The 18123-nt window shown below is 75.9% G+C and carries 18 protein-coding genes; 10 read left to right on the forward strand and 8 right to left on the reverse strand.

From position 1 onward, the window contains the following. Window position 1 precedes the first annotated feature (1 nt). The 8 genes from BXA05_RS12960 to deoC all read left to right on the forward strand — a co-directional run bounded on the left by BXA05_RS12960 (window position 2) and on the right by deoC (window position 5727). Window positions 2–466, forward strand: coding sequence for a cytidine deaminase (locus BXA05_RS12960; protein ID WP_076405248.1), 465 nt, complete (start codon window positions 2–4; stop codon window positions 464–466). 29 nt (window positions 467–495) lie between these two features. Continuing rightward, a complete protein-coding gene (locus tag BXA05_RS12965; protein ID WP_061267697.1) occupies window positions 496–1830 on the forward strand; it encodes a thymidine phosphorylase in 1335 nt (444 codons plus the stop codon). Window positions 1831–1832: 2 nt separating this feature from the next. Next, a complete protein-coding gene (locus BXA05_RS12970) occupies window positions 1833–2240 on the forward strand; it encodes a YidH family protein (RefSeq protein ID WP_061267652.1) in 408 nt (135 codons plus the stop codon). Window positions 2241–2242: 2 nt separating this feature from the next. Beyond that, the gene (locus BXA05_RS19755) at window positions 2243–2587 is read left to right on the forward strand and encodes a DUF202 domain-containing protein (protein WP_137280227.1); all 345 of its coding nucleotides are present in this window, start codon (window positions 2243–2245) and stop codon (window positions 2585–2587) included. Further along, the gene (locus BXA05_RS12980) at window positions 2584–3543 is read left to right on the forward strand and encodes a hypothetical protein (RefSeq protein WP_076405252.1); all 960 of its coding nucleotides are present in this window, start codon (window positions 2584–2586) and stop codon (window positions 3541–3543) included. Before BXA05_RS19755 ends, BXA05_RS12980 begins: the two co-directional genes overlap by 4 nt. Window positions 3544–3571: 28 nt before the next feature. Continuing rightward, complete coding sequence (locus BXA05_RS12985; RefSeq protein WP_009863298.1) at window positions 3572–3811, forward strand: hypothetical protein; 240 nt, start codon at window positions 3572–3574, stop codon at window positions 3809–3811. A 63-nt stretch (window positions 3812–3874) separates the two neighbouring features. Continuing rightward, on the forward strand, window positions 3875–5005 hold the full coding sequence (locus BXA05_RS12990; protein ID WP_043651295.1) for an adenosine deaminase: 1131 nt from the start codon (window positions 3875–3877) through the stop codon (window positions 5003–5005). Further along, a complete protein-coding gene (gene deoC, locus BXA05_RS12995; RefSeq protein WP_061267656.1) occupies window positions 5002–5727 on the forward strand; it encodes a deoxyribose-phosphate aldolase in 726 nt (241 codons plus the stop codon). The genes BXA05_RS12990 and deoC overlap by 4 nt, the downstream gene beginning before the upstream one ends. Before the next feature lie 102 nt (window positions 5728–5829). Here deoC and BXA05_RS13000 read toward each other — a convergent pair whose 3' ends face one another. Then, the gene (locus BXA05_RS13000; protein WP_083711869.1) at window positions 5830–7674 is read right to left on the reverse strand and encodes a phospho-sugar mutase; all 1845 of its coding nucleotides are present in this window, start codon (window positions 7672–7674) and stop codon (window positions 5830–5832) included. Window position 7675: 1 nt separating this feature from the next. Continuing rightward, the gene (locus BXA05_RS13005) at window positions 7676–8527 is read right to left on the reverse strand and encodes a purine-nucleoside phosphorylase (RefSeq protein ID WP_043651298.1); all 852 of its coding nucleotides are present in this window, start codon (window positions 8525–8527) and stop codon (window positions 7676–7678) included. Window positions 8528–8648: 121 nt separating this feature from the next. Here BXA05_RS13005 and BXA05_RS13010 point away from each other — a divergent pair, with 121 nt between their 5' ends. After that, window positions 8649–10112, forward strand: a complete 1464-nt coding sequence (locus tag BXA05_RS13010; protein ID WP_076405254.1) for an NAD(P)H-quinone dehydrogenase — start codon at window positions 8649–8651, stop codon at window positions 10110–10112. A gap of 30 nt (window positions 10113–10142) precedes the next feature. Here BXA05_RS13010 and BXA05_RS13015 read toward each other — a convergent pair whose 3' ends face one another. From BXA05_RS13015 to BXA05_RS13030, 4 genes are all read right to left on the reverse strand, one after another. Next, the gene (locus BXA05_RS13015) at window positions 10143–10724 is read right to left on the reverse strand and encodes a shikimate kinase (RefSeq protein ID WP_076405256.1); all 582 of its coding nucleotides are present in this window, start codon (window positions 10722–10724) and stop codon (window positions 10143–10145) included. 1 nt (window position 10725) lies between these two features. Further along, a complete protein-coding gene (locus BXA05_RS13020; RefSeq protein WP_076405258.1) occupies window positions 10726–11199 on the reverse strand; it encodes a hypothetical protein in 474 nt (157 codons plus the stop codon). An 80-nt stretch (window positions 11200–11279) separates the two neighbouring features. Continuing rightward, window positions 11280–13292, reverse strand: coding sequence for an endonuclease/exonuclease/phosphatase family protein (locus BXA05_RS13025; RefSeq protein ID WP_076405260.1), 2013 nt, complete (start codon window positions 13290–13292; stop codon window positions 11280–11282). Between the two features lie 91 nt (window positions 13293–13383). After that, on the reverse strand, window positions 13384–13920 hold the full coding sequence (locus BXA05_RS13030; protein ID WP_425291925.1) for an NUDIX hydrolase: 537 nt from the start codon (window positions 13918–13920) through the stop codon (window positions 13384–13386). Window positions 13921–14028: 108 nt separating this feature from the next. On the opposite strand from BXA05_RS13030, the gene BXA05_RS13035 reads away from it, so the two are divergent. Beyond that, window positions 14029–15327: an MFS transporter gene (locus tag BXA05_RS13035; protein ID WP_061267663.1), complete on the forward strand. Its 1299-nt coding sequence runs from the start codon at window positions 14029–14031 to the stop codon at window positions 15325–15327. 148 nt (window positions 15328–15475) lie between these two features. Here BXA05_RS13035 and BXA05_RS13040 read toward each other — a convergent pair whose 3' ends face one another. Next, window positions 15476–17275: an acetyl/propionyl/methylcrotonyl-CoA carboxylase subunit alpha gene (locus BXA05_RS13040; RefSeq protein ID WP_233140235.1), complete on the reverse strand. Its 1800-nt coding sequence runs from the start codon at window positions 17273–17275 to the stop codon at window positions 15476–15478. Window positions 17276–17456: 181 nt separating this feature from the next. Next, complete coding sequence (locus tag BXA05_RS13045; protein WP_009863138.1) at window positions 17457–18116, reverse strand: Maf family protein; 660 nt, start codon at window positions 18114–18116, stop codon at window positions 17457–17459. Between the last annotated feature and the right edge of the window lie 7 nt (window positions 18117–18123).

Consider the following 18123-nt stretch of genomic DNA (forward strand, 5'->3'; position numbering starts at 1 on the left):
CATGACGGACGTGCACGACGGCGGTACCCGGCCGGGCGGGGGGACGGACCCGGACGGGTCCGCCGCCGGGCCGGCCGTCGACTGGGACGCGCTGCGCACCGCGGCGCGCGACATCATGACCCGCGCCTACGCGCCGTACTCGGGCTTCCCCGTGGGCGCGGCCGCGCTCGTGGACGACGGCCGCGTCGTCGTCGGCTGCAACGTGGAGAACGCCGCGTACGGCGTGACGCTGTGCGCGGAGTGCTCGCTCGTGAGCTCGCTCGTCGGCTCGGGCGGCGGCCGCCTCGTCGCGTTCGCGTGCGTCGACAAGCACGGCGCGCCGCTCATGCCGTGCGGCCGGTGCCGCCAGCTCCTGTGGGAGCACGGGGGGCCCGACCTGCTGGTCGAGACGGTGCGTGGTATCAAGACGATGAGGGACGTGCTGCCCGACGCCTTCGGGCCCGAGGATCTGGAGGAGCGCTCGTGACCAGCGACGACGTGGCCACGCAGGACGGCATCGAGGACGACGGCGAGGACCGCGGCACCGAGGGGCCGGCGCCGGAGGCGTTCGACGCGGTCGACGTCATCCGGACCAAGCGCGACGGGGCGCGGCTCGCGCCCGAGCAGATCGACTGGGTGATCGACGCCTACACGCGCGGCGTGGTGGCCGAGGAGCAGATGGCCGCCCTCGCGATGGCGATCTACCTCAACGGCATGGACCGCGCCGAGATCGGCCGCTGGACGCAGGCGATGATCGCGTCGGGCGAGCGCATGGACTTCTCGGGGCTCTCGCGCCCGACGGCGGACAAGCACTCGACCGGGGGAGTCGGCGACAAGATCACGCTGCCCCTCGCGCCGCTCGTCGCGGTCTACGGCGTCGCGGTGCCGCAGCTCTCCGGCCGCGGCCTGGGCCACACGGGCGGCACGCTCGACAAGCTCGAGGCGATCCCCGGCTGGCGCGCGGCGCTGACCAACGCACAGATGATGAACGCGCTCGAGCACGTCGGCGCCGTGATCTGCCAGGCGGGCTCGGGCCTGGCGCCCGCGGACCGCCTCCTGTACGCGTTGCGCGACGTCACGGGCACGGTCGAGTCGATCCCGCTCATCGCGAGCTCGATCATGAGCAAGAAGATCGCGGAGGGCACGGGCGCGCTCGTGCTCGACGTCAAGGTCGGCTCGGGCGCCTTCATGAAGGAGCTCGGCTCGGCGCGCGAGCTCGCGCGCACGATGGTCGACCTCGGGACCGACGCCGGCGTGCGCACGGTCGCGCTGCTCACCGACATGTCGACCCCGCTCGGCCTCACCGCGGGCAACGCGCTCGAGGTGCGCGAGTCCGTCGAGGTGATGAAGGGCGAGGGGCCGCAGGACGTCGTCGACCTCACGGTCGCGCTCGCGCTCGAGATGCTCGCCGGGGCGGGCCGCCCGCAGGACGAGGACGACGTGCGCCACGCCCTCCTGGGCGGGCGCGCGCTCGACAAGTGGCGCGAGATGATCGCGGAGCAGGGCGGCGACTCGCGCGCCCCGCTGCCCGTCGCGCGCGAGCGCGAGCACGTCGTGGCCGACCGCGACGGGGTGCTCGAACGGCTCGACGCGTACGCCGTCGGGGTCGCCGCGTGGCGCCTCGGGGCAGGCCGGGCCCGCAAGGAGGACCCGGTGCAGGCGGGCGCGGGCGTCGAGCTGTTCGCCAAGCCCGGGGACACCGTCCGCAAGGGCCAGCACCTCATGACCCTGCACACCGACACCCCGGAGCGCTTCGAGCGCGCGGTGCAGGCCCTCGACGGCGCGTGGTCCGTCGCGGAGCCCGGCACCGTGGTCGAGCGCGGCTCGGTCGTCCTGGACCGCGTCGACTGAGCGTGTCGGCCGACGAGCAGGGCCCGCCCGAGCCGGCCGACACGCGCCGGCCGAGGTCGGTCTACGGCGTGGGGACCGAGCCCGACGCGCGGTTCAGCCTCGCCAACGAGCGCACCGCGCTCGCGTGGGTGCGCACCGGGCTGGGCCTGGTCGCGGGCGGCGTCGCGCTGACGTCGTTCGCGACGTTCGCGGGCATGGCGGGCCTGCTCGACGTCGTCGCGGGCGTCGCGTGCCTCGCCGGCGCCGGGTTCGCGGGCTACGCGCTCGTGTCGTGGCGCCGTAACGAGCGGGCCCTGCGGCTGCGGTGGCGCCTCCCGGCGCCGAGCGGCCTGCCGGTGCTCGTCGTCGGCGTCGTCGTGCTGGCCCTGCTGCTCGCGGGCTACGCCGTCGGGGCGGCGACCGGAGGGTGAGCGTGCCGTCGGGGGAGCCCGGCGCCGTGCCGCCGCGGGACGAGGGGCTGCAGCCCGAGCGCACGGCGCTCGCGTGGCAGCGCACGGTGCTCGGGGTCGTGGTGGGGGCGCTCGTGCTCGCCGCCGCCGGGCTGCGCTCCGGCTCCGTGGTCACGGTGTGCGCGGCGGTCGCGGTGGCGGTGCTCGCGCTCGTCCCCGCGGTGCTGCGCCCGCCGACCGGCGGGCTCCCGCGCGACGGGCGGCTCCACTCGTGGTCGTTCCTCGTGCGCGTCGGCGGCCTCGTCGTCGTGCTCGCCCTCGTGGGCGCGGCCTGGGCGTTCGGCCGGGTCCTCGGCGGTGCCGCGTGAGGCGCGGGCCGGGGGCGCTGCGGGCGACCGACGTCGCGCGCCTCCTCCCGGCACGCACCCTGCCGCCGTCCCCGCCGCCCGGCGCCTACGCGCCCGACGCCGCGACCCCCCACGTGCTCGACCTCGCGCGCCGCGCAGGGCACCCCGAGCCCCGCGTGCGCGCGCTCGCGACGACCCTCGACGGGCTGCGGCCCGCGGACCGGCGTGCCGTCGTCGACCCGTTGCGCCGGCTCGACCGGCCCGACGAGGGGCTCGCGGTCCGGACGCTGGAGATCGCGGGCGGGCCCGCGCGCCAGACCGACGGCACGACGTGCGGCTCGGCCGTGCTGGGCCTCCTCGCCGCGGCGGGCGACCCGGTGCTCGCCCTGTGGCTCGCCACCGGGCTGCGCCCGGGGGACGCCGCGCGGCACGACCCGGCGGACGCTCGCGTCCGGGGCGGCGTCGAGCGGTTCAGGACGCTCCAGCAGGCGCTCAAGCGCCGCACGAACCGGCGCGCGCTCGGGCCGCTGCCGTGGCCCGCGGCGCTCGGGACGCCGCCCTGGGGCGCCGCCCGGACCGCACGCCACGCGGACGTGCGGTTCGTGGACCGGGTCGTCGCGGGGCCGGGCGCGGAGCGTGTCGTGGGCGCCGCGCTCGCGGCGGCGGCGCGCGGCGTGCCCGTGCCGCTCTTCACCGGGGGAGACCTCGCGCTCGGGCTCGCGACCGCCGTCCCGCGCCACGTCGTGCTCCTCACCGACGCCGACGCCGGGGCGGGATGGTGCCGGGTCTACGAGCCGTCGTCGGGCACGCTCCGCACCGTCGCGGCGGGCGCGCTCCTCGACGGTGCCCGGGTGCCCGCCGTGCGCCGCGCGCTCGGGGGCTGGCCGCACGTGTGCTGGGCGCTCCTGCCCGACGGCCGCGCTGGCGAGGGGGCGCGCCCGGCGGCAGGATGGGCGCAGCCGCCACGACCGTGGTGAGCACGCCGATCGTCGAGGAGGAGTCGCGATGAGCACCGTGCCCGGGAACGACGCATGGCGGGACGCCGGACTGGACGAGCAGGGCGAGGACGCCGTCAGCCTGGTGGAAGAGGTCGAGGACGACGACCCCGGGGTCGAGGACCCCGTGCACGAGGTCGACGAGTACCAGCCGCGGACCCCGCGCCCCGACCTGGAGGGCGAGGCCGCCGAGGCCGACGTCGTCGAGCAGGCGTCCGCCGTGCCCGGCAGCGACGACGACTACGCCTGACCGTCCGCACCCGGCCGGTGCGCTCGGCGCGAGGCGGGGCGTACCGGCCGGTACCGTGAGCGCATGACCACCGAGAACGCCCCGCTGACGGTCGACGTCATCCGCGCGCTGCCCAAGGTCGTGCTGCACGACCATCTTGACGGCGGGCTCCGCCCCGCCACGATCCTCGAGCTCGCCGCCGACGTGGGGCACCAGCTCCCCGCGGACGACGCCGAGGCGCTCGGCGCCTGGTTCGCGGAGTCCGCGGACTCCGGGTCGCTCGTGCGCTACCTCGAGACGTTCGACCACACGATCGCCGTCATGCAGACGCGCGACGCCCTCGCCCGCGTGGCGCGCGAGGCGGTGCTCGACCTCGCGCGCGACGGCGTCGTGTACGCCGAGCAGCGCTGGGCGCCCGAGCAGCACCTCCAGCGTGGCCTCACCCTCCAGGAGACGGTCGACGCCGTGCAGTCCGGCATCGAGCAGGGCGTCGCCGAGGCGGCCGCCGAGGGGCGGACCATCCGCGTCGGGCAGCTCGTCACCGCGATGCGGCACGCCGACCGCTGGTCGGAGATCGCGGAGCTCGCCGTCGCGAACCGCGGGAACGGCGTCGTCGGGTTCGACATCGCGGGCGCCGAGGACGGCTTCCCGCCCTCGCGCCACGTCGAGATCTGGCGCTACCTGGCCGAGCAGAACTTCCCCGTGACGATCCACGCGGGGGAGGCGGCGGGCCCGCAGTCGATCGCCGAGGCCGTGCACCTCGGCCAGGCGAGCCGCATCGGCCACGGCGTGCGCATCGTCGAGGACATCGCGTTCGACCCGGAGTTCCCGCACAGCGCCGAGGGCGAGCCCGGGACGGCCGCGCTCGGCCTCCTCGCGCACTGGGTGCGCGACCACCAGATCCCGCTCGAGCTGTGCCCGTCGTCGAACGTGCAGACCGGGGCGGCGACGTCGATCGCCGACCACCCGATCACCCGCCTCAAGGAGCTCGACTTCGCGGTCACGCTCAACACCGACAACCGGCTCATGTCGCGCACGACGATGACCCAGGAGATGGCGCTCCTCGTCGAGCACGCCGGCTGGACCATCGACGACCTCGCGGACGTCACGATGACCGCCGCGTGGAGCGCGTTCGTGCACCACGACGAGCGTCGTGCGCTCGTCGACGACGTGATCCTCCCCGGCTACCAGCAGATCGAAGGAGCGCAGCTGTGAGCGACGCGACCGGCACGCAGCCCCTGGACGCGGCGGGCCTGGCCCGCTTCGTCGACCACACGCTGCTCAAGCCCGAGGCCACCCCCGCGGACGTCGCGGCGCTCGTCGAGGAGGGCGTCCGCCTGGGCGTCTACTCCGTGTGCGTCTCCCCGTCGATGCTGCCCCTGGACCCGGCGACCACGCGCGAGCGCGGGCTGCTCGTCGCGACGGTGTGCGGCTTCCCGTCGGGCAAGCACCACAGCGACGTCAAGGCGTTCGAGGCCGCCCGGTCCGTCCGCGACGGCGCCGACGAGGTCGACATGGTCATCGACGTCGGCGCGGCCAAGGCCGGCGCCTGGGACGCGGTGCGCGACGACGTCGCGGCCGTCCGCGCCGCCGTCCCTGCGGACAGGGTCCTCAAGGTCATCATCGAGTCCGCCGCGCTCACGGACCACGAGATCGTCGAGGCGTGCCGCGCGTCCGAGGCGGCGGGCGCGGACTTCGTCAAGACCTCGACCGGGTTCCACCCCGCGGGCGGTGCGTCGACGCACGCCGTCTCGATCATGGCCGAGACCGTCGGCGGTCGCCTGGGCGTCAAGGCGTCCGGCGGCGTCCGCACGCTCGCCGACGCCCTCGCGATGATCGAGCACGGCGCCACGCGCCTCGGGCTGTCCGGCACCGCCGCCGTCCTCGCGGGGTTCGGCGGCGCGGACGCCCCCGCCGGCGGGGACGCGGGCTACTGAGCGTCGTGACGGCGGCGGTGATCGTCGTCGCGGAGGCCTGACGAGCCGGGGTCCCCGGTCACCGGAACGTTCCGGCGACCGGGGACCCCGGCTCGTGGTGGCTCAGAGACCGAGCGCGCGCGTCATGTCGGCCTTGACGCGGTCGAGGCGGTCGCGGGCGAAGGCCCGGGCCGCGGTGAGGTCGTCGTGCGAGGCGTCCGGGGCGACCGGGACCACGACCTCGAGGTAGCACTTGACCTTCGGCTCCGTGCCGCTCGGGCGCACGATGACGCGCGTGCCGTCCGCGGTGAGGATCCGCACGCCGTCCGTCGGCGGGAGCCCGTCCAGGCCCGCGGAGAGGTCGGTGACGTCGGAGACGCCGGCCCCCGCGAGGGTGCGCGGGGGAGCGGCCCGCAGGTGGGCCATCGTCTCGCCGATGCGGTCGAGGTCCTCGAACCGGGCGGAGAGCTGGTCGCTCACGTGCAGGCCGTGGGCGCGCGCCAGGTCGTCGAGCGCGTCGACGATCGAGCGCCCCTCGGCCTTGAGGCGGTTCGCGAGCTGCGCGACGAGCAGCGCCGCGCTGATGCCGTCCTTGTCCCGGACGTGGGCCGGGTCGACGCAGTAGCCGAGCGCCTCCTCGTAGCCGAACACGAGGCCGTCGACGCGCGAGATCCACTTGAACCCGGTGAGCGTCGTCGCGAAGCCGAGCCCGTGCGCGGCCGCGATCTTCCCCAGCAGGCGCGACGACACGATCGAGCAGGCCAGCACGCCCCCCGGGGCGCCGGACGCGGCGACGCGGCGCGCGACGTCGTCGCCCAGGAGCGCGCCGACCTCGTCGCCGTGCAGCATGCGCCAGCCGTTCGACCGGGCCGTCTCCGCGCCCTGGTAGGTCCCGACGCGCGGGTCGAGCACCGCGACGGCGCACCGGTCGGCGTCGGGGTCGTTGGCGAGCACGACGTCGGCCGCCGCGTCCTGCGCGACGGCGAGCGAGAGGTCCATCGCGCCCGGCTCTTCCGGGTTGGGGAACGCGACGGACGGGAAGTCGGGGTTCGGGTCGAGCTGCTCCTCGACCGGCACGACCGTCGTGAAGCCCGCGTCGCGCAGGACGTGCGCGACCGTCTCGCCGCCCACGCCGTGCAGCGCCGTGGTGACGACCTTGAGCTCGCGCCGTGCGCCGTCGGACAGCGCCAGGACCGACCGCTCGTAGGCGACGACGACCTCGCGGTCCAGCACGGTCCACCCGGACGACGCGCGCGGGACGGACCGCGCCGGCCCGACGGCCGCGATCGCGGCGGCGATGTGCGCGTCGTAGGGCGGGACGATCTGGGCGCCCTGGCCCGAGTCGGTGACGACGCGGCCGCCGAGGTAGACCTTGTACCCGTTGTCGGCAGGCGGGTTGTGGCTCGCGGTCACCATGACACCCGCGTCGGCGCCGAGGTGGCGCACCGCGAAGGCGAGGACGGGCGTCGGCAGGGCCGACGGCAGGACGAGCACGTCGAGGCCCGCCGCGGTGAGCACGGCCGCGCTGTCCACCGCGAACGTGCGGGAGCGGTGCCGCGCGTCGAACCCGACGACGACGCGCGGGCGCGCCGCGCCGCCCGCGCCCGCCGGGCCGAGGGTGTCGAGCAGGTAGGCGCCCAGGCCCGCGGCCGCGCGGATCACGACCGCGCGGTTCATGCGGTGCGGCCCCGCCTCCATGCGCCCGCGCAGGCCCGCCGTGCCGAACTCGAGCGGGCCGGAGAACCGGTCCTGCAGGTCGGCGAGCGCCCGCACGCGCACGTCGTGCTTGCGCGGGTCGGGGGAGTCGACGAGCTCGAGCAGACGGCGCAGCTCGTCCTGGTCGCTCGCGTCGACGTCGTCGTCGATCCACGCCGTGACGCGCGCGAGGAACGCCGCGTGGTCGGTCCCCGGGTCGAAGGTCGGGTCGTCGGCCGGGTCGGCCCGGTGCCCCGCAGTGCGGTCCGTCATGTCACACCAGCTTCGCGATGTCGGCCAGGAGGGCGCTGATCCGGGGTCCCGCGGCCTGGCCGGCCTCGATGACCTCGGCGTGGGAGAGCGGCGTCGGGCTGATCCCGGCGGCGAGGTTCGTCACGAGCGAGACGCCGAGCACCTCCAGGCCGCAGTGCCGGGCCGCGATGGCCTCGAGCGTCGTGGACATGCCGACGAGGTCGGCGCCGAGGACCCCGGCCATCCGCACCTCGGCGGGCGTCTCGTAGTGCGGCCCGGGGAACTGGGCGTACACGCCCTCGGGCAGCGTCGGGTCGACGCGGTGCGCGAGCTCGCGCAGGCGCGGCGAGTACACGTCGGTCAGGTCGACGAACGTCGGCCCCTCCAGCGGGCTGCGGGCCGTGAGGTTGATGTGGTCGGAGAGGAGGACGGGAGTGCCCGCGCCCCACTCCTGGTTGAGCCCGCCGCAGCCGTTCGTGAGGATGAGCGTCTCCGCGCCCGTCGCGGCGGCCGTGCGCACGCCGTGCACGACGGCGCGCACCCCCTTGCCCTCGTACAGGTGCGTGCGCGAGCCGAGCACGAGGGCGTGCCGCACGGAGCCGTCGGCGCGCTCGACCCGGATGGACCGCGTCACCGAGAGGTGGCCCGCGACCGCGGGTGCGGAGAAGCCGGGGATCTCGTGCGTCGGGACCTCCGCGACGACCTCGCCGAGCAGCTCCGCGGCGCCGCCCCAGCCCGACCCGAGCACGAGGGCCATGTCGTGGCCCTCGACCCCGGTGGCCTGCGCGATGTGGTCGGCCGCGGCCCGGGCCACGAGGAAGGGGTCGGTCGCGGGATCGTCGAGCGGGGGTGTGCTCGGAGGCGTCGTCGTCATGGTCGCAAGGCTAGTCCGTCCCCGGGCCCGCGACCTGACGAGCACCGCCGTCCCGTGCGGCGCGCCGGACCTGCCGCGACGTCTCGCATGCTGACACCGAGGGACGCGACGGCCTGACAGAATGTCCGGCGTGACGCACGTGAGCATGGACTCCTCGACCGCCCCGGACAGCACCCGCATCGTCGTCGTGGGGGGTGGGCCCGGCGGCTACGAGGCCGCCCTCGTCGCCCGTCGCCTCGGCGCCGACGTCACCGTCGTCGAGCGCCACGGGCTCGGCGGCGCGGCCGTCCTGACGGACGTCGTGCCCTCGAAGACGCTCATCGCCACCGCCGACTGGATGACGATCGCCGAGCGCGCCGCCGAGCTCGGCATCCGCCTCCCCGTCGACACGGCCAAGGCGCAGCACCCCGCGATGCGGCGGCACATCGTCGACCTCGAGGCCGTCAACACGCGCGTCATGGCGCTCGCGGCGGCGCAGTCCGCCGACATCCACGCGCGGCTCGAGCGCGAAGGCGTGCGCGTCGTCATCGGGGAGGGCCGGCTCGACGGCCCCGAGCGCGTCGTGGTCGACGCGCCCGACGGCACCGACGGCCCGCTCGTGCTCGACGCCGACGTCATCCTGCTCGCGCTCGGCGCGACGCCGCGCGTGCTGCCCACCGCGCAGCCCGACGGCGAGCGCATCCTCACGTGGACGCAGCTCTACAACCTCTCCGAGCTCCCGGAACGGCTCGTCGTCGTGGGGTCGGGCGTCACCGGCGCCGAGTTCGCGGGCGCGTACAACGCGCTGGGCTCGGACGTCGTGCTCGTGTCGAGCCGTGACCGCGTGCTCCCCGGCGAGGACGCCGACGCCGCCGAGCTGCTCGAGGGCGTGTTCCGCTCGCGCGGCATGACGGTGATGTCACGCTCGCGCGCCGAGTCCGCCGAGCGCACCGCGGACGGCGTCCGCGTCACGCTCTCCGACGGCCGCGTCGTCGAGGGCTCGCACGTGCTCATCGCCGTCGGCGCGATCCCCTCGACGAGCGGCATCGGCCTCGAGGAGGCCGGGGTCCGGCTCACGCCCAGCGGGCACGTCGAGGTCGACAAGGTGTCGCGCACGTCGGTGCGCGGGATCTACGCCGCGGGCGACTGCACCGGCGTGCTGCCCCTCGCGTCCGTCGCGGCGATGCAGGGCCGCGTCGCCATGTCGCACGCGCTCGGCGACGCCGTCGTGCCGATCAAGCTGCGCACCGTCGCGGCGAACATCTTCACCGCGCCCGAGATCGCGACCGTCGGGTACAGCGAGGAGCAGCTCAAGGCGCAGAGCAGCAAGTACGTCACGACCGTCCTGCCGCTCGCGCGCAACCCGCGCGCCAAGATGCTCGGGATGCGCGACGGCTTCGTCAAGCTGTTCGCCCACCCGGAGGCGGGGGTCGTGCTGGGCGGCGTGGTCGTCGCGCCGCGCGCGAGCGAGCTCGTGTTCCCCATCACGCTCGCGGTCTCGCACCGCCTCACGGTCGACGACGTCGCGTCGGCCTTCACCGTCTACCCGTCGCTCAGCGGCTCGATCGCCGAGGTGGCGCGCATGCTGCACCACCGGGAGGACTGAGCACTCGGCGGTCCCGGCGGGCGCGGCGCCTCAGCCGAGCGCGGCGACCAGCCGACGGGCGCTCGCGGCGGGGTCCTCGGTGCCCGTGACGAGCGTGCGGTGCGCGAGGCTCCGCGTGCCCGGGTCGTCGAACCACTCGGCGAGGAAGTCGTGCCCCGCGGGTCGCCAGTCGGTGCCCTTGGCGGCGAGGGAACGGGCGCGCAGCACGCCGAGCGCGTGCTCGCGGTCGGTGCTCGGCAGCACGAGGACGACGTGGGGGACGGACGCGAGCGCGGCGCGGACGCGGGCGAGCTGCACGGGGTCGGTGTACGACGCGTGCCCCGCGCCGAGCGCCAGCACCGAGCCCGGGTGCTCCGCGACCGCGCGCTCCGTCGCGTGCGCGCGGGCCGGCTCCCACTCGCGCTCGGCCGCCACGCGGCCCACGACGCCGACGCGCTCGACGAGCCGCTCGACGCTCCAGCCGACCTCCGGGTAGTAGCGGTCGGCCACGGTGTCGAGGTCGACGAACGGCACCCGGAGCCGCTGCGCGACGAGCGCGCCGAGCGTCGACTTGCCGGTCGCCGCGGGACCGAGCAGGACGAGGACGGGCGCCGGGGGACGAGCGTCCGGCACGTCAGAGCCGTCCGTCGAGACGCAGGCTCCCGTCCGACCACGCGAGCTCGGTGAGCTGGAAGCCGGGGAACGTGTGCTCGAGCACGCCGCCCAGGAGCGCCTGCACGTCGACCGCGACGCGCGCCTCGGGCAGCACGCGCACGGCCTCGGGCGGCAGACCGCGCGAGCGCAGCGCGCCCTGCAGCGGCGCCTCGACGAAGCCGAGAAGCTTGTGGGCGGGCAGACCGGCGGCGCTCGCCTCTACCGCGAGCACCGCGGTGCCCGCGACGACGGACTCCACGCGCAGCGTCGCGCGGACGACCGGGACGAGCCGGGCCGCGAGCCGGAGGGCCGACGGCGGGTCGGGCACCTCGCGCAGGTCGACGACGACCCGCACGTCGTCGCCCTCGCTCGCGACCGACCGCACGTACGGCGGCAGGCCGCCCGTCGCGCGGGCGATCTCGACGGCCTCGGTCACGGTCAGCTCGATGCGCACCCGTCGACCCTAACCCGCCGCCCCGCGCCCGGGTCAGGCCGCGGGCGCCGGGATCCCGGGCCGAGGTGGCCGGGACGGTCTCAGTCCTGCGCGCGGAGCTCGGCGAGCAGCGGGCGGTGGTCGGACGCCGTGACGTCGAGGACCTCGACCGACCGGAACGTCACCGCGGGGGAGCCGAGAACCCAGTCGATCCGGTGCGCCGGGGCCACGGCGGGCGACGTGAGCGCCGCGGGGTCGCCCGCGACGTCCTGCCCGCTCTCGAGACCGGCGTCCTCGAGGAGGGCGATCTCGTCCCAGCCGGGTTCCGCGTTGAGGTCGCCCGCCAGGACGTACGCGTCCCCGACCGGCTCCGCGGCGAGGAGCGCGTCGAGCTGGTCGAGCCGGGTCGGGGTGTTCTCCTCCCGGTGCTGCACGTGCACCGACGTGACGCGCACCGGGACGCCCGCGGCGTCGACCGTCGCGGAGACGGCCGAGCGCTCCTGGGGACCGGCGCCGTAGGGGAGGGCGTGGCGCACGACGTCGGTGAGGTCGCCCCGCAGCGGGTCCCAGAGGATCGCGTTGCCGAACTGGCGGTCGGCCGCGGGCGCGAAGACGACCCGCATGCCGGTCGCGCGCGCGAGGTACGTCGCCATGTCGGCGCCGCCGCCGAGCACCCAGCCGCGGGACACCTCCTGGAGCGTCACGACGTCGGCCCCGGACTCCGTGATCGTCGCCGCCATCTCGTCGAGCCGGACCGACGGGTCGGCGCTCACGCCGTAGTGCAGGTTCCAGTCCAGCAGCCGGAGGTCGCCCACCGGGTAGTCGGCGACGGCGGACGTCGTCGTCGGCACGTGGACCTGGGAGACGCCGACGAGCGCGAGCAGCGCGACCGCGCCCCCGAGGGCGAGCGCGAGCGGCCCGCGCTCCCGAGGGGCGGGCCGCTCGTCGTCCGGGGTCGGCGCGGCGCGGTGCGCACGCCTCCCCGCGACCACGGCGGGGACGGCCACCGCGAGCGCGGCCGCGACGGGCAGCAGGGTGTGAGGGAACGGCAGCGGCACGTCGTACTCGAGCTGGTAGCCCAGCAGCGGGACGGCGACGCCGAGACCCGCGGCGCTCGCGGCGCCGGCGAGCCGGAGCCACGTGAGCGGCAGCGCCGGGCGGGTCAGCGCGAGGGCGAGCGTGCGCCCCGCGACCGGGACCAGCAGCACGAGCAGGGCGAGGAGCACCCAGCCCCACGCTCCCGGCCCGTCGACCCGGGGGACCGCGAGCAGGACGACGGCGACGCCCACCACGAGCACCGCGGGCGGGAGCCACACACCGGGCCGGGACCGCGCGGGTCGCGGGACGGCCCAGGCCGTGAGCAGCGCGGCGACGGCGAGCCCGGTGACCGCGAACGGGAGCGAGACGCCCGTCTGCGCCGCCGCGAACGCCGGGTTGGCCAGCACCTGCACGGCGAGCGCGACGAACTGGCCGAGCACCCACAGCCCGCGCGACCCCGGCAGGGCGTCGCGCCGGCGCAGCACCCACGCGCAGGCGAGCGCCGCCCCCGTGATGGCGGCCGTCACGACCCACGCGCCGACGTCGACCCGCCAGTAGGCGTCCCACGTGCCCAGGGCCGCGCTCAGCGCCGCGGCGAGGAGCGCGCCGAGCACGACGCCCAGGGCCACGAGGCGGCCCCGCGCGAGGCCGTCGGCCGCGCCGGGGCGGGCGCCGCTCGCGAACCCCGCCACGAGGACGAGCACGCCTATCCCGAGCGCGACGGTCGCCAGGCCCACGCCGTACCGGACGAGCCCGAGGTCCGCGCCCGAGGCGATCGCCGTGCCGAGCGCCTGGAGCACGAGCCGCGCCACGACGAGCGCGGAGACGGCGAGCAGCACGACGCGGCCGGTGAGCTCGAGCCGCGCGGCGATCATCGCGACGAGCAGCCCCGGCGCCGCGTACGTCGCGAGGGCCGTCAGGGCCACGGTGACGACCCCCGCGGAGAACGCGTGGTCGAGCAGCGGGCCGCTCGACCGCACGAGCTCGACCACCGTCGCCGTGACCGTGACGACGAGGAGCAGGAGGGCGAGGTCGGCGCGGTCGCGCGGGACGACGGGGGCCGGCGCGGGGTTCACGAGGTGTGACGCTACCGCCCCGGGCGCGCCCGGCACAGGACGGCCGGCGTGCGGGCGGGCGGCGTCGGTGCTCGGGACGCCGCCCGGGCCCTCAGTCCTCGGACGGGCCCTCGAGCAGGGCACGCAGCCCCGGCCAGGCGTCCGCGAAGGCCGGGAGGAGGTCGAGGCCCGCGAGGTCGTCGACGGGGACCCACCGGACCTCGATGCTCTCGGCGTCGGTCGCACGCGGCTCGACCGGCGTGCCGTCCACGACCTCGGCGAGGACCGTCGTGTACCGCCACGGGCCGTGGTCGAGCACGCGCTCGCCCACGACGCGCACGGCCGCGGGGTCGATCCCTGCCTCCTCCTCCGCCTCGCGCAGGGCTCCCTGCGCGGCGGTCTCGTCCGGCCCGACGGCGCCCCCCGGCACGCCCCACGTCCCGCCCTGGTCGGACCACGGGGCCCGGTGCTGGAGCACGACGTCGGTCGGCCGCCCGGTGCCGTCGCGCCGGGCGAGCAGCAGCCCGGCCGCCCCGAACAGCCCCCAGTGCCGACGTCCGCACGCGCACTCGACCCAGCCGTCGCCCGGCTGGAGGTGGCGGGGGAGCCGGGTCGGCGGCTCGTCGGGGTCGCGGGGGGCGGTCGGGATCGTCACGAGCCCCATGCTGCCAGCCCGGTGCCGTGCCCCGCCGCGCGCGGCGGTGCGCCGTCGGCGAATTCCGTGGACCGTGTGGGTGGCGCCCGGCACGATGTCCGGGTGAGCCATACGCCGTACGAGAACACCGACGCCGCGCCCGCGGACGCCGTCGACCGTCCCGCCGAGGACGACACGCTCGCCCGGCCCCGGTGGCGCCGGGACACCGCGGTGTTCCTCTCGGGGCAGACGGTCTCCCTGTTCGGCTCGATGCTCGTCCAGTACGCCGTCATGTGGCACCTGACGATCGAGACCAAGTCCGGCTCGGTGCTCGCGCTGAGCACGCTGTTCGGGTTCCTGCCGCAGGCCGTCGTCTCCATCTTCGGCGGCGTGTGGGCGGACCGGGTGAACCGCAAGGTGCTCGTGATCGCCGCCGACGCCACGATCGCCGTGACGACGCTGGCGCTCGCGCTCCTCATGCTCGGCGGGGCCGACGACCTCTGGCTCATCTACGCCGCGCTAGCCGTCCGCTCGACGGGCGCCGGCGTCCAGACCCCGGCCGTCGCGGCGCTGCTCCCGCAGATCGTGCCCACGAGCAGGCTCCTGCGGGTCAACGGCATCAACCAGTCGATCCAGTCCGCGATGATGCTCCTCGCCCCCGCGGTCGCTGCGGCCCTGTACGCGAGCCTGTCCCTGGTCGCCGTGTTCTTCGTCGACGTCGTCACCGCCGCGATCGGGATCGGGCTCCTCCTGCTCGTGCCCGTCCCGACCCTCGCGCGCGCCGCCGCGGGTGAGCGCGCCGGGTACTTCGACGACCTCGTCGAAGGGTTCCGCTACCTCGGGTCGCACCCGTTCGTCCGGTGGGTGCTGGGCCTCTACGCCGTCGTGTTCCTGCTCATCGTCGCGCCGTCGTACCTCACGCCGCTCATGGTCGCGCGCACCTTCGGCGAGGAGGTCTGGAAGCTCACTGTCAACGAGGTCGCGTTCTCCGTCGGGATGCTCCTCGGGGGCGTGCTGCTCGCGACCTGGGGCGGCCTCAAGAACCGGATCGCGATGATCGTCGGCTCGACGTTCGTCTTCGGCCTGCTGTCGGTCGCGATGGGCGTCTCGACGAACATGTGGGTGTTCTTCGTCTTCATGTTCCTGCTCGGGCTCTCCGTGCCGCCCTTTTCCACGACGTCGATGACCGTGCTCCAGGAGACCGTCGAGCCGGAGCGCCAGGGCCGGGTCTTCGGGTTCGTCGGCATCGTCATGGCGGTCTCGATGCCGCTCGGCATGGTCGTGTTCGGCCCGCTCGCGGACCGCTTCTCCGTCGAGTCGTTGCTCGTCGTCTCCGGGGTCCTCATGTTCGTCGTCGTGACCGTCGCCGTCGCGCTGCCCTCAGGACGGCGGGCGATGCGCGCCGCCGCCCAGCCCGGCTGACAGCAGGCAGACGGCGAGCTCGGCACCCGCGGTCAGGATCGGCAGTCGGTGCTACCGAACTCGACCTCGGGTGCCGAGCTCGGTCGGAGGTGCCGATCTCGGGACGACCGCGTCCACCCCGACAAGGTGCCGGGGTGGGACGCGCAGGTCAGTCGACGATCTCGCAGATGGCGGTGCCCGAGCTGACGCTCGCGCCCGCGGTCGCCGAGAGCGAACGGACGGTGCCGGCGCGGTGGGCGAGGAGGGGCTGCTCCATCTTCATCGCCTCGAGCACGACGACGAGGTCGCCCTCGGCGACCTGGGTGCCGTCGGCCACGGCGACCTTGACGATCGTGCCCTGCATGGGCGAGGCGAGCGTCGTGCCGGACCCGCCGCCGTTGGACTTCGCGGCGCTGCGGCGCGCGGGGCGTCGGGCGGCGTTCGCGGTGCGGGCACGCCCGGCGGCCATGCCGAGCCCGGCGGGCAGCACGACCTCGAGCCGCTTGCCGCCGACCTCGACGACGACGCGCTCGGTCGCGAGCGGCTCGTCGTCCTCGTCCGCGGGCGCGGCGGGAGCGGGCGCGAGCGTGGCGAGCCGGTCGGCGAACTCGGTCTCGATCCACCGGGTGTGCACGCGGAACGGCTCGTCGTCGGTGGGGACGAACGCCTCGGCGTCGAGCACGGCCCGGTGGAACGGGACGACGGTCGGGATGCCCTCGACCTCGAGCTCGCGCAGGGCGCGGCGGGCGCGCTGGACGGCCTGCTCGCGCGTGGCGCCGGTGACGACGAGCTTGGCGATCATCGAGTCGAACGCGCCGGAGATCGTGTCGCCCTCGACGACGCCGGAGTCGACGCGCACGCCCGGCCCGGACGGGAAGCGCAGGCGCGTGATGCGCCCCGGGGCGGGGAGGAAGTTGGCCGCCGGGTCCTCGCCGTTGATGCGGAACTCGATCGAGTGGCCGCGCACCTGCGTGGAGGTGTACCCGAGCGGCTCCCCGGCGGCGATGCGCAGCTGCTCGCGCACGAGGTCGATGCCGGTGACCTCCTCGGAGACGGGGTGCTCGACCTGCAGGCGGGTGTTGACCTCGAGGAAGGAGATGGTGCCGTCGGCGCCCACGAGGAACTCGCACGTCCCGGCGCCCACGTACCCGGCCTCCCGGAGGATCGCCTCGGACGCCTTGTACAGCTCGGCCTCCTGCGCGGCGCTGAGGAACGGCGCGGGAGCCTCCTCGACGAGCTTCTGGTGGCGACGCTGGAGCGAGCAGTCGCGCGTGGAGACGACGACGACCGTGCCGTGCTCGTCGGCGAGGCACTGGGTCTCGACGTGCCGGGGGGTGTCGAGGTACCGCTCGACGAAGCACTCGCCGCGCCCGAACGCCGCGGTCGCCTCGCGGACGGCGGACTCGTAGAGCTCGTCGATCTCGTCGGTGGTGCGCGCGACCTTGAGGCCGCGGCCCCCGCCGCCGAACGCTGCCTTGATCGCGATGGGCAGCCCGTGCTCGGCCGCGAACGCGTGGACCTCGCTCGCGTCGGCGACCGGGTCGGGCGTGCCGGGCACGAGGGGGGCGCCCGCACGGTGCGCGATGTGGCGGGCGCTGACCTTGTCGCCGAGCGCGTCGATCGCGGCGGGCGGCGGGCCGATCCAGACGAGCCCGGCGTCGAGCACGGCCTGCGCGAACTCGGCGTTCTCGGCGAGGAAGCCGTACCCGGGGTGCACGGCGTCGGCGCCGGAGCGGCGCGCGACGTCGAGCAGCTTCGCGATGTCGAGGTAGGTCTCGGCCGCGCGCGTGCCGCCGAGCGCGAACGCCTCGTCGGCGAGGTGCACGTGCAGGGCCTGGCGGTCGGGGTCGGCGTAGACCGCGACGGACGCGATGCCGGCGTCGGCGCACGCGCGCACGATCCGGACGGCGATCTCGCCACGGTTGGCGACGAGGACCTTGCTCAGGGGGCGGGTGGGGTTCGCGGGCACGGCTCACGGTAACGCGTGCGCACGGCGCGGTTCACGCTCCTGCGCGCGGTACCGGACAAGATTGGAGAACAAACCAAGCCGCGCCGAGGGCGGTTGTCGGAAACCTCCATAGCGGCCCGTCCCTGGGCTTCGTGAGGTGCGCGGCGTTGTCCGGCCTCGACAACGGGCGCCGCGCAGCGCGTCAGGCGCGCAGCGCGTGCCAGGCCACGCCGACCTCGCGCAGGAGCGACCGCACGAGCGGCAGGCTGATCCCGACGACGCCGTGGTGGTCGCCCTCGATCCGCTCGACGTACGGGCCGCCGAGGCCGTCGACCGTGAACGCGCCGGCCACGTGGAGCGGCTCGCCGGTGGCGACGTACGCGTCGATCTCGTCGTCGGTGAGGTCGGCGAAGTGCACGACGGTCGAGCTCGTCGCGCCCACCGCCGCACCCGTCCCCCCGGCGTCGGCCGGGCGCAGGTCCACGAGCCAGTGCCCGGTGTGCAGGACGCCGGCCCGGCCGCGCATGGCGCGCCAGCGGGCGCGCGCGTCGTCCGCGTCGGCGGGCTTGCCGAGCACCTCGCCGTCGAGCTCGAGCATCGAGTCGCACCCGACGAGCAGCGCGGCGTCGTCCTCCGGCGTCCCTGGGGCGGTCGCGTCGAGCGTGCGCACGACCTCCTCCGCCTTGGCGCGCGCGAGCACGAGCACGGCGTCGACGGGCGCGAGCCCGCCACGTTCCGCGGCGGCGTCGCGCAGCACGGCGTCCTCGTCGACCCCGGACACGCGCACCAGCGGGTCGACGCCGGCCGCACGGAGCGTCGCGAGGCGGGCGGGGGAGCGGGAGGCGAGGAGCAGTCGGAGCACCCGCGCA

The sequence above is a fragment of the Cellulosimicrobium funkei genome (assembly GCF_900155925.1).
Lineage (GTDB): Bacteria > Actinomycetota > Actinomycetes > Actinomycetales > Cellulomonadaceae > Cellulosimicrobium > Cellulosimicrobium funkei.